Below are 10,838 nucleotides of genomic sequence, written 5' to 3'. Positions count from 1 at the left end.
GGGTAGTGACAGGGTTGCTGTCATAGACCGCAAAGTAAAAACACAGAGATTTGTCACCTCTGTATTTCTTCAAGTTTTCTTTGATTGATTGCTCGATAAAGAGAGCCTTGTGATATGCCAGTTCCTTCTACAATTTCTTTAATTGAGTATTCTTTACTGTCATACATGCGTAATGCAATCGAGAGCTTTTCTTTTTCTAATTTTGGCCTACCTAACTTTTTTCCACGCTTCTTACTTGCTTCTAATCCTTCTTTTACTCGTTCTGCAATCAAATTTCTTTCTAATTCTGCGATAACACACATCATTTGCAACATAGCTTTTCCTGTAGGAGTTCCTGTATCCATATTCTCTTTCAATGATACAAATTGAATTCCTATTTCTTCGAACTGTTGAATAATACTTAGGATATCTAATGTTTTACGTCCTAAACGTGAAATACTTTCAACTACAACAGTATCTCCTTTTCTTATCACATCAAACAAATTTATAAGACCTTGTCTTTCTCGGATTGTTCCAGTGAATTTTTCTTGAATGACTTTTTCACATCCGTATTCAGTAAGTGAATGGATTTGACGATCTAAATTTTGATCGAGAGTAGATACGCGTGCATAACCAATAATCATTTGTTTCCTCCTGTACAATCATATACTTTCATTGTACTGAAGGTTCATTTATTGTAAAGGTATTTTGTAATACTTTTGGTAACTATTTTTTGTAACCTGAAAAACCTTATAAATATAGAAATAGAAGCAGGATGAGAAATGTTACAAAAATATTGGTTTTTGGTAATCTAGTTTTTGCAGGAAATCAAATTTATAATAAGAATTAAAAGTGTACGGCACACTTTTTTTCAAGGAGGATAGATATGATTACGGGTCGTGATCAATTGAGTCAAGAAATTATTAAAGATCTTACTGATAAAACCATAAAAGTTAAGGATGTTCCAAAACGATACGATGTCTCATTAGATCAAGCCAAACGTTTATCACGTTATTTAAAAATCACATTAGCTGCGAATAAACATTTAAGTGAATCAGTAAATCGAAAAGTTCATTTGATGGGATTAAAAGTACTAGCGCTCGCAGATTTGTTTAAGAATGAAGACTGGGAAGGACTTGAAGAAATTTTATCTTCTGTAAATGAAAATATTACAAGAGACCAGCTTAAACAAATGGTATTATCTTTAGAAGAAAAACGTGAACGAATACAGGCATTCCTAGAAGAAACAAAATTTAAAATCAAATATTTAGAAGAAAGTAGAAAAGATGCTAAAGAAAAAATAGAACAACTAAAATCTATTCAAAGTGAAATCAAAGTCTTAACGAATGATTTTCAAAAATACGATGAAATAACAAGAGAATTCTTATTAGAACATGTTGGAATTTATCAACGAACATCACAAGGGAAAAATGGAGCAACAAATACTCTAATTCTCATAAAACGCCTTGATTCTTTGTTTCAAAAAAAGCTAAAAAATATGGGTATCATCACATATAATGACTTGAAATATACTCATGAAATCAATGATTTAGACAAATTTGTAAGAGCTTATCTAGAACGGAAAAATAAGCGGGGAGGTATCATTTGGGACTTCGAAAAAGAAGATAGAAGAGCTGAAAATAAGACGTATTTTGCTCCTTCTTCACCGTACTATAAAAAAGGCGTTCAGTTAATTGGCGAAAGCCTTTTAAAAAAAATAGAACAAACAAAAGAAGATTTAAAAAAGACTGAAGAACAAATAAAAGAAACTGAAAAAGAAATTCAAGATTTAAGAAAAATTAGTGTTAAATCATTTTCCGAAGCCGTTCTTGCATCTAATATGTTATCTGCTAAGGAAATTCAAAAACATGGTGAATTACAATATAAAGCAGGGAAATGGTTGTACTCAAAAGGATATGTAGTTGGATTTGAAGTGACCCTACCTAATGGGAGACGTGTTGATGTAGCTGGTTTTAATGAAAATAGAGAAATTATATTTGTTGAAGTAAAAGCATCTGATAAGGACTTTCAAAATGATAAGAAATGGAAAGAATATCTTTTGTACTGCGATAAATTTTACTTTTTTGGAGATTGGGAGCTCATACCACATAGTAAAGACGATAAAACAGATGCTGGTTTTTTATTGAAATATGGGAATACAATAGAAGTATGTTCTGAAACAGCAATTGAACACTCTGCAAAAAATCGTGATACTATCATTTTCTCCATTTCACGTGCTATATCAAAGAAGTTAGTATATGGATATTAAGAAGTGTACGGCACATTTAATCTCTGCTATCAAAAAGTGTGCCGTACACTTCTTTATTCACATTATTTTGACCTATATAACTATTCGTTTATTGAGTTCCATATGAAATTACTTTAACAAGCTTTCTAAAACTTCCAGTTTGTATTTAAGTATGAAAATTTCTTTCTTGATTTGCTCTTGTTCCCATTTTTCCGTAATCACCCTATGCATGTATCGAGAGCGATGATATTCACGTTCACAACTATAGCAAACATGCTTATTTTTCAATTTACCGTTTACCCAAAAAACATCAAAACAGGATATATGTGTTTCCAATCCACATACCGGACAAATTTTGGTACTTTTGTAGCTTTCGTTCTTTGTTAATCCATATTTATTAGACAAGTATTTCACTCTTCTAGTGCTTATATTCAATGCTTTAGCTATATCAGCTTGTGTTCCCCACTTATACATACTCTTAAGTATTTCTTCTTCTGATTTTCCTTCTTCTTTAGAACGTATCACGTATCTTGTCAAAGAGTGATCCAATATGAAATCCTCCCATCAATTTTGTACTTTTTCAAATCTAAAGTACAATTCTGTATTTCCATACATAGAAATCTAATTTATGAAACTTCAAACTTAATCGGAATTCGTTTATTCATATTAAGCTTGAAAGTTCCGTAAGGATTTACGTGAGTATAAAATAAAGGTGTTAATGCCCGAAAATCCTCTTGTGTCATTTTTTTTAGCCAATATTTATCACGATCATAAAGAACTTCTTGCAACATTAAAGTGTTAATATACACTAAACAATTTTGCAATAAATGTAATGCTAGAACAGATACTTCTTGTCCTTCTAAAGAATTTGTTTGAATCTCACTGTTTTTTCCGTAAAAAATAAAGCTATTTGCTGAGTTCCAGTTTTCTACGGTATTTAATCCTTCATGAATCTCTCTGCGAATTTCTTCGGAATGTAAATATTCACACAGGAAGATGGTTTTAATTGCTTTCCCTAGCTCGCTTAATGCTTGATAAGTAGGGTGTTGAACATCTTTAGTAAAACGTTTTAAAATCGACTCTGCAGATGCAGTACCTAATCTAAGGGCAGTTGCATATTTAACAATTTGTTCATATTGTTGACGAATCAGATCCCATTTTATAGGTCTAGTTAATATTGGTTGTAAACTAGAATAGGCATCTTGCATTCCAGTTTCAGGTCGATAAAGTTTTTGTGAATAAATATTTTTAAACCTTGGCATCAGTTTAAAACCAAGTAAATGACAGAAAGCAAAAGCAACTTCACTCTGTCCATGCGTATCTACGTAATTTTTATCCACAGACATTTCTGTACAATGTCGTAAAACACCTTCAATCATGGCAGCTACTTCTGATGATGAACAAGATTTTAACTGAGAATAAATACAAGTAGATTTTTTATCAACATGCCAATAAATCATGACACCACGTCCACGATAACGAATATGCCATTCTGTTAAAAGATTTTGATCCCAAGCCCCAAACTTTTTTGAGTCTGAAGCACAAGCTGTTGTTCCATCTCCCCAAATATCTTTTAATCGTTGATACATAATTTGATTTACAACTTCAGCAATTGCTTTCCGAAGATTATCTTTATGAATAAACTTTTTACGGATATATAAAAGTTCACGATAGCTATCAGTAGTATTTCCTGAAGAGACTCTTTTAAGACCTGTATTTGTTCCTAGTCCAAATAAACAAAGGATGAGTCTTCGTTGAACGGTTTCTCTATCAAGAATTTCTCGGTCTGCAGTTGTTTTGAAATGTTTCGTGAAATTAGCAAGGAAATCCGCTTCTTTTAATACATCTAGTAAGTTTGTATTTGGCCATTTGTTTCTGATTTCGTTTTTTATTTGAGATAAATGAATAGGATCATCCTGTTTTTCTAATGGAGAAAGACGAATCCATCCATTATTTTTGGAGAGTATACTTACCTTTTGATTATTTTTAGACAACAATCCTTCATCTAAAAGAGAAAGCTTTTTCTTCATCTGTTCAATTAGTTCTGAAATAAATGGTTCTACATCAAGGGGCAATTTTAGTGCTTGAAAATGTTCCTCTTTATAATCATCAAAATCCTGAGGTAAATCTTCTTCTGGATTACGATATCTATTTGCTCCCTGAATCCAAATTTCTTTACAACGGAGTTTACCTCTTAAAGATTGTAAGACAGCGATTTCATAATTAATTCGATTCATCCGTCGAGTTCCATTGGTATCTGTTTCAATAATCGTATCCTTCCATTTTGGTTGAATTACACCATCGATTGGAACATCATCTTTCGAAGCAAAATATCTTTGGCCACTATTGGCATATTCTCGTATTACTTGAATAGCATGAATAACCGGTTGATGCATTTGGTTATTAGATCGAAATTCAAGAATGTCTAATAACTGAGGAATAGCACGACGATAATGATTTCCATATGATGCATGCATTTTTATATAAACTTTCTCCCTGTATATACGTTTATTCCGTTTCAGTTCTTGTAAAATATCTTGAAGAGTTTGAGGATCCGCTACAGAATATAAAATTTCGTTAATAATCCCGTCGGGATGCTCAATCATAGCTTCTAATAGATTAATAATATATTTATTCTTGCCTTGGACCTTTTTCATTTCTTCAATAATTTCTTTATCTGTTTGTTTAGTAGCCCTTTTACCGATTTTATGAGTAATATCGATAAGTAAATCAGCTAAATGGTCTGTCACTTCTGATTGTCGGCACCAAAATAATATAGATAACAGGGTGTACCGAATTGGCTCAGGATGGGCACGTAAATCAGTTAACGTTTCTGTCGCAGCCCTCAATCGATATTTTTTTAATAGTTTGGAAGGTATATGTTGAAATAAATCTAATGGTATTTGAAGATGGCGAATGGCCAATAATTTTTGTATTTCTTGATGAAGGGTTTTTAAACTGGCACGACCTGGATCAGCAAGTAAATCACGAAATGTTAACAGTTCATTTTCTTCTAACTGTTCGTCGTTATTTATATCAATAGATGATTCAAGAAAAGAATCGATTCTAGATCGTGTGGATTCTGATAAGTTGTGACATGTTGATTCAAAGAAGTTGACCTCGTAGGTGTTAATTGCTGAATCAATCATTCGATTCAAGCGACCGAGAGTAGGAGGTTCTATTTTCCAATTGCGAAATTGTTCATATGCTTTTGCTCTTAAATAATCTGTGTCATGAGTAAAGTTCACTTGGTCTACTAACCATTTTTGGAATATAGGCATATCATTGGCCGTGAATTCATGAAAACCAAAAGATTCCCTTATTTGCTTGCGATGATAGGTAAAATTTCGTTCTTCCGCACCCCAACGGTAACTATCGAATAAATCTGGCGAAAGATCTAATTGTTTTGCAATATATGCAATCACTACTTTAGGAATATCCTGTTTTTTAATCGGAAATCTAGCTTCATGTTGAAAATACTTTAAAAGGACCGCAAAACCTAGGCGGCTAGCACCTGTTTTATTACCAATTAACTGTCGTTCCATTGGAACTAAAATAAAATATTCAATGAGCTCATCGTCAGTCCAGTTTCTTTTCATCATTTTTCTCCTTACTTTATTTGTCTGTTTATATTTAGTGTAAGGAAAAATTAGTAATAAAAAAAGCCTTCTTTCAGGCTTTAAATTTTATATTTCAAAAAGTTACTTTGCGGTCTATGACAGCAACCCTGTCACTACCCCTATTAACAAATTACATATTTTCAAAAAAAACAAACTATTTAATTATATCAATAATAAGATTATTTAATATAATGTATTAATCCTAGAAGAAGGGGGGAATAATCATGGAATTAGTTTGTTTTAAAGTAGTAAGTGGACAATACTTCTTAGTTGTAGAAGGTATCGAGATCCCTGTGCCAATTCCAACGTTTGCAGCAGCTCTATTAATTGGTTTAGGAATAATCCCACTTTGTTCTTAATTTGAAGAACTCTAAACAACCCTATCTTTCAATTGATAAGCCCTCAAGTGTATGAATGCTTGGGGGTTTATTATAAAAAAAGACGCCATAAGGCGCCCTCACAATTGGGTAGATAAGACTTTAGTTTTCCAATCTAAAGAAGTTTTGTATCAGCTCTTTGAGAATATATCATAATATCTGAATGTTTTATCGTATATTATTACATACTCCTGAAAACCCCTCTATTTTTCACTTGATAAAGTATATTACCAATATTAACAAGATTTAAATGAATATTTCTACAAATTCAAAATATTTACAAAATCAGTAGGAGTGATACATTTAAAGTGCAAGTTTAATTCTAATACTATGTATTGGAATCCTATCAAAATATTATTTTTCTTAATAAAAAAATCGGTTTTTTAGGAGGTATGGAAATTTGCTTAAGGAGTTTCATATGGACTTTATTTTCTATACAGAAAGTATAAAAGTTTTAGAGTTATTGGGGAATTCTAGTAGATTATCAATTGTTTGTAAATTAATAATCTATGGATCCTTATCGATATCTGATTTAAGTAGAAAAACAAGAATACCAGAATATATGATTGTACAACACTTACGTAAATTAAACTACGGAAATATTGTGAGTCGTGAACGTAGGGGGAAAAGATTTTATTTTAAAATAAAGGATAATAAAACAGTTGAGATTATTAAGGTGTTAGGGTTATTAAGTTAATTACAATCACTTTATATAGGGGTAGCGCCACATATATAAATGATATTTAAAAGGTCTCTGTTATAATTTAATCGTGTACAAGTGCAAAATCACATTTAGCCCACCTAAGTAAATAGGCGGGCTTTTTTATATTGGTGAGCTTGTACTAGTATGATAGAATATAGTTAACTGTATATTGTAGGGTGGGCGGTTACGACTGTCCTTTTCTCATTTAATGAGGAAAGGAGGTGTAGCCAATGGATCTATTTCTTCAAATAGTATTAGAGGTAATTAAGACGATTGTACGAGAACTTGTAGTTTTCGTGGTTAAGAAAATTACTTCTAAAAACAAAAAGAAGAAGACCACCCGTCAGCCTCGCAAGCGTGGGAAGTCTTCTAAATCTAAAAAGTAGTATTTAGTCGCAACCACTCACCTTGCGGTAGCAGTTACTTGAAGAGATGTTGACGCATCTCTTCTTTTATTATATACGTACAGAAACATTGAAATACCTTTAAGGAAATTATAACAAATGTAAAAACAAAAGAAAAGCCCACTGAATTTCCGTAACAGTGGGTTGTTGGTTGGGTATTTCTATCTCAATGCACAAAAGGGAATTTCTATTAAAATTATAGCATGCATTTATAACTCTTATATTGAGAAAAAAGATACTTAAGGTTTAATGATTTAAAATTCTGATATGTACAAATTTGCAAGCATATGCTACATTATTCCAGTAATGATAGTTAATCGAGTGGGATTGTCAACCTACCTCTGGTAAGTTAACTAAAATCAAGCAATCTAAAACAACAATTGCTGTTGATTTTTAGTTCTTATTAGAAGGAGGTGATGCATGTGAAAGAATTGATAGGTACTGTCTTCTTGTTTTTCATGGAAAGGTACTTAATTGAACCTTTTGTTGAATATATAGAACAAAAAACGCTGAAGTTATCTATTTTTACATATGTAAAAACCACTCAAGCTATGAACGTAGCTGTAGAGTGGCTAAGAGTGCTAAAGATAGTTACTTTTAGTTATGTTCCGTTCACTCGCTAATTAGTGAGTATTACATAGAACAGGGTGTCTCAACCACTCTGTTCTCTTGCAATTGTGCCTCTGTCTAATGTATATTATACACTCATTTAAAGAATTTTTCATTTTTCTTTTCATGATGCGAAGGAGGAACTGATATGAAAATTGATTTTCTTAAACTATTTATAAAATCAACAATATTATTTGTTTTAGCGTTAGTTATAGCGGATAAATTCCTAGATTATACAGGTATAAAAACGATGGTTTATGCGTTAAGTTTAGCAATAATTATTCCGTTAGTTAGTCTAGGGATAGATTATATTAAATATCATTTCACCGAAAAACACGTTTAAAAGTTAATTTGACGTGTTTTTTAATGCATAAAGAAAAGACACCCATATTAGAGTGTCTTTTCTGATAGTTTTTTAGCAGAAGCAACTGCATCCGATAATGATTAACAGTATAAAGAGTACAACGAGTAAAGCAAAGCCTCCAGCAAAACCGCAGCCTTCGCCGCAACTACCACCATAGCCCATAACAATAGAACCTCCTTTAATAAGAGGAGAAAACAAGGGTGTACGCATGTATTTAACGGATTTAATATACCTTATGTTTTTAGGCATTAATTGAGCAGGTCCTTTTAAAAATAAAAAAAGACACCCAAAGGTGCCTTCTTCCACTTGAACAACGTTCATTTAGTATAAACTTATCCGTATTATTCCTTTGTTATACATGTAAACACATCCTATAAAACAGAATCATCTATATATATCAGATTGTTAGTACATAAAATACAAGAGATTTGAGATCAAAATTAGAGTGACGTCATATCTTCTATAGTGATTGATATGTTACGTCTTTCAAAAGAATCTGCTTTATAGAATGTATCCACAATATATATTTTACTACATGTAATATTTATATGGTGTATTTTTTTCAAATATGTATAATTGCATAAAGTTTACGAGAAAAATAGAGTATACTTTGGTATTGTGTAATAAAGATAAAGTTCACCTACGGAAATAGGTGGGCTTTTTTTTATATTGGTGAGCTTGTACTAGTATGATAGAATATAGTTAACTGTATATTGTGAGGGTGGTTGGTTATTAGCTTCTTTCCATTTTTGAATGGGAGGAGGTGATAGCCATGGAATTCATTGTAGAACTTTTGAAGGAAATTGCAAAAGCAATTGTGCGTGAAATATCAGCGCATTTGTTTAAGAAACAATTTTTGAATGAAGACAATGAAAAATCCACCCTCGACCGTGGGAAGTTGATTGGGTGGATTTTTAAAAAGAAAAATTAATCTAACTAACTAACCATCTTCGCGGTAGCAGTTATTTGAAGAGATGTGTCTAGCATCTCTTCTTTTATTATATACATACTGTATTACTGTAATACTAATACAGTAATTATATCAAATGCACATAAAAAATCAATGCGTACGTAATGGATATAATGGACAAAAGAAAAGACACCCTAAGGTGCCTTCCTCCGACTTGAACCACGTTACTTTTAATAATATGCATTGGACGCCAATCCAAATATTATTTTACTATGTTAATTTGTTTTATTCATTGAGAAAAAATATAAGCACTCTTTCGAGTGCTCAATTACTATTCCAACTTCAATGTGATTTCTTTTCCTGTCATACCACCACGAGCTTTTAATACTAATCCTTGTACGTCTTTTGGTACATCGAATATTATTTTACCGGTTTGAGATAATCCAGGATTTAATTTTTCTAATAAGAATTTAGAGTTACCGCCATTTGCTACGTTTAATTTAATTTGAGCAGTAGAATTAGGGGAAAACTCACGATTTTGATTATCAACTAATTTAAAGCTATTACTACTTAATGTGATTGCGTCTTTTTGATTATTTGTAAGTGTTAATTCCACCACTTTAAAGACACCTTGAGCTTTTTCGTTTATATGTTCTGAACCAACTGATTCTAAAGTTTCAACAGATCCTACAGCGATTTTAACTTTAGAGGATTCACCTTCTTTAGAAAGCTCCTTTTTAGGTTCCTCTTTCTTTGGCTCTTCCTTCTTTTTAGGTTCTTCCTTTTTCACTTCTTCTTTTTTAGGCTCTTCTTTTACCTCTGTAGAAGCTTGTTGAGTTGTTTCTTTTGCTTTAGGTTTCTCTTCTTTATCTTCTGTTGGTATTAGTATCATAGCTAACACAAGGCATACAATCGAACTGATAAAAAGTTTCGCCTTAGGTTTTCTTTTGAACAGAGCGATGATAAATAATACAAACAGAACAATTGAAGCTAGAAAGATCAAAACAGCTAGCGTTTCCATGTTTTATCCACCTTTTTTGATAATTTTATGTAAAATGTAAGATTTCCGAGCTTATCATAGCAAACAATCTATCATAATATTGTCATATTTTGTCGAACGAAAATAAAAAAAGAGAACCGAATGGCTCTCTTGGTAGGATTGGTAAAATTATGTAAAATTTTACCTCTTTCCATTGGAAAACATTTCTTCTACAATGTACTTAAATCAGAATATATCTTGATTATCCTCAAGCATATCGATTAATACAGAGACTTGCTTACAAAAACGTACTCTCTGATGTTCATTTAACGCCGTATACGTTGTTTGGACATTGGATAATAGTTCTTGTAATGGTTCATCTTCAAAATTGCTCTTGAAGCCAATAAGCACGTCTACTGAAACATTGAAGAAAGAGGCGATAATAACCAAAGTGTCTATATCTGGTTGATACCTATCTGTTTCCCAGTTCTTGATTTGGCTCCTGCTCAAGTTTAACTTGTGGGAAAGTTGCTCTTGAGTTAAGCCACGTGACTTCCTTAGTTTTTTTAAAATCTGTCCAAAGTGTCTCATAGTTTAAAGTATAAATACTAAACAACTATACTACTATTTATGGGCGTTTAACTA

12 protein-coding genes are annotated in these 10,838 nt (G+C 31.9%); 6 read left to right on the top strand and 6 right to left on the bottom strand.

The window, feature by feature from the left end:
• Nucleotides 1–53 precede the first annotated feature (53 nt).
• The gene (locus JFU02_RS04760) at nt 54–623 is read right to left on the bottom strand and encodes a recombinase family protein (RefSeq protein WP_000583547.1); all 570 of its coding nucleotides are present in this window, start codon (nt 621–623) and stop codon (nt 54–56) included.
• A gap of 263 nt (nt 624–886) precedes the next feature.
• Here JFU02_RS04760 and JFU02_RS04755 point away from each other — a divergent pair, with 263 nt between their 5' ends.
• A complete protein-coding gene (locus JFU02_RS04755) occupies nt 887–2,248 on the top strand; it encodes an MmcB family DNA repair protein (RefSeq protein WP_242488015.1) in 1,362 nt (453 codons plus the stop codon).
• A gap of 108 nt (nt 2,249–2,356) precedes the next feature.
• Here the strand turns inward: JFU02_RS04755 and JFU02_RS04750 are convergent, their stop codons facing one another.
• The gene (locus JFU02_RS04750) at nt 2,357–2,776 is read right to left on the bottom strand and encodes a hypothetical protein (RefSeq protein WP_207193670.1); all 420 of its coding nucleotides are present in this window, start codon (nt 2,774–2,776) and stop codon (nt 2,357–2,359) included.
• Nucleotides 2,777–2,853: 77 nt separating this feature from the next.
• Nucleotides 2,854–5,826 carry a Tn3 family transposase gene (locus JFU02_RS04745; protein WP_201069513.1) on the bottom strand — a complete coding sequence of 991 codons (2,973 nt, stop codon included), beginning with the start codon at nt 5,824–5,826 and terminating at the stop codon, nt 2,854–2,856.
• Between the two features lie 245 nt (nt 5,827–6,071).
• Here JFU02_RS04745 and JFU02_RS32415 point away from each other — a divergent pair, with 245 nt between their 5' ends.
• From JFU02_RS32415 to JFU02_RS04730, 4 genes are all read left to right on the top strand, one after another.
• Nucleotides 6,072–6,206, top strand: a complete 135-nt coding sequence (locus JFU02_RS32415) for a hypothetical protein (protein WP_276571043.1) — start codon at nt 6,072–6,074, stop codon at nt 6,204–6,206.
• Between the two features lie 436 nt (nt 6,207–6,642).
• Entirely contained in the window at nt 6,643–6,921 is a 279-nt protein-coding gene (locus JFU02_RS04740; protein ID WP_201070170.1) for an ArsR/SmtB family transcription factor, read from the top strand.
• Nucleotides 6,922–7,747: 826 nt separating this feature from the next.
• Nucleotides 7,748–7,954 carry a hypothetical protein gene (locus JFU02_RS04735; protein ID WP_201070151.1) on the top strand — a complete coding sequence of 69 codons (207 nt, stop codon included), beginning with the start codon at nt 7,748–7,750 and terminating at the stop codon, nt 7,952–7,954.
• A gap of 134 nt (nt 7,955–8,088) precedes the next feature.
• On the top strand, nt 8,089–8,283 hold the full coding sequence (locus JFU02_RS04730; protein ID WP_201070148.1) for an ABC transporter permease: 195 nt from the start codon (nt 8,089–8,091) through the stop codon (nt 8,281–8,283).
• 72 nt (nt 8,284–8,355) lie between these two features.
• Here the strand turns inward: JFU02_RS04730 and JFU02_RS04725 are convergent, their stop codons facing one another.
• Nucleotides 8,356–8,466 carry a YjcZ family sporulation protein gene (locus JFU02_RS04725; RefSeq protein ID WP_000540371.1) on the bottom strand — a complete coding sequence of 37 codons (111 nt, stop codon included), beginning with the start codon at nt 8,464–8,466 and terminating at the stop codon, nt 8,356–8,358.
• Between the two features lie 610 nt (nt 8,467–9,076).
• Here JFU02_RS04725 and JFU02_RS04720 point away from each other — a divergent pair.
• Nucleotides 9,077–9,235: a hypothetical protein gene (locus tag JFU02_RS04720; protein ID WP_000394434.1), complete on the top strand. Its 159-nt coding sequence runs from the start codon at nt 9,077–9,079 to the stop codon at nt 9,233–9,235.
• Between the two features lie 310 nt (nt 9,236–9,545).
• On the opposite strand, the gene JFU02_RS04715 is transcribed toward JFU02_RS04720, so the two are convergent.
• Together JFU02_RS04715 and JFU02_RS04710 are read right to left on the bottom strand one after the other, a co-directional pair.
• On the bottom strand, nt 9,546–10,235 hold the full coding sequence (locus tag JFU02_RS04715; RefSeq protein WP_098863550.1) for a DUF4352 domain-containing protein: 690 nt from the start codon (nt 10,233–10,235) through the stop codon (nt 9,546–9,548).
• A 204-nt stretch (nt 10,236–10,439) separates the two neighbouring features.
• Complete coding sequence (locus JFU02_RS04710) at nt 10,440–10,784, bottom strand: helix-turn-helix domain-containing protein (protein WP_201070145.1); 345 nt, start codon at nt 10,782–10,784, stop codon at nt 10,440–10,442.
• Nucleotides 10,785–10,838 lie beyond the last annotated feature (54 nt).

The organism is Bacillus sp. TH13 (assembly GCF_016651175.1).
GTDB classification, from domain to species: Bacteria; Bacillota; Bacilli; order Bacillales; family Bacillaceae_G; genus Bacillus_A; species Bacillus_A thuringiensis_S.
The sequence above is the reverse complement of the archived record's forward strand: the minus strand, read 5'-3'. Positions and strand labels throughout refer to the sequence as shown.

Excerpts from the sequence above, each read along its gene's own strand:
- JFU02_RS04720 (WP_000394434.1), top strand. The coding sequence starts at position 9,077 with ATGGAATTCATTGTAGAACTTTTGAAGGAAATTGCAAAAGCAATTGTG.
- JFU02_RS04710 (WP_201070145.1), bottom strand. The coding sequence starts at position 10,784 with ATGAGACACTTTGGACAGATTTTAAAAAAACTAAGGAAGTCACGTGGC.
- JFU02_RS04715 (WP_098863550.1), bottom strand. The coding sequence starts at position 10,235 with ATGGAAACGCTAGCTGTTTTGATCTTTCTAGCTTCAATTGTTCTGTTT.
- JFU02_RS04730 (WP_201070148.1), top strand. The coding sequence starts at position 8,089 with ATGAAAATTGATTTTCTTAAACTATTTATAAAATCAACAATATTATTT.
- JFU02_RS04735 (WP_201070151.1), top strand. The coding sequence starts at position 7,748 with ATGCATGTGAAAGAATTGATAGGTACTGTCTTCTTGTTTTTCATGGAA.
- JFU02_RS04745 (WP_201069513.1), bottom strand. The coding sequence starts at position 5,826 with ATGAAAAGAAACTGGACTGACGATGAGCTCATTGAATATTTTATTTTA.
- JFU02_RS04760 (WP_000583547.1), bottom strand. The coding sequence starts at position 623 with ATGATTATTGGTTATGCACGCGTATCTACTCTCGATCAAAATTTAGAT.
- JFU02_RS04740 (WP_201070170.1), top strand. The coding sequence starts at position 6,643 with ATGGACTTTATTTTCTATACAGAAAGTATAAAAGTTTTAGAGTTATTG.
- JFU02_RS32415 (WP_276571043.1), top strand. The coding sequence starts at position 6,072 with ATGGAATTAGTTTGTTTTAAAGTAGTAAGTGGACAATACTTCTTAGTT.
- JFU02_RS04725 (WP_000540371.1), bottom strand. The coding sequence starts at position 8,466 with ATGGGCTATGGTGGTAGTTGCGGCGAAGGCTGCGGTTTTGCTGGAGGC.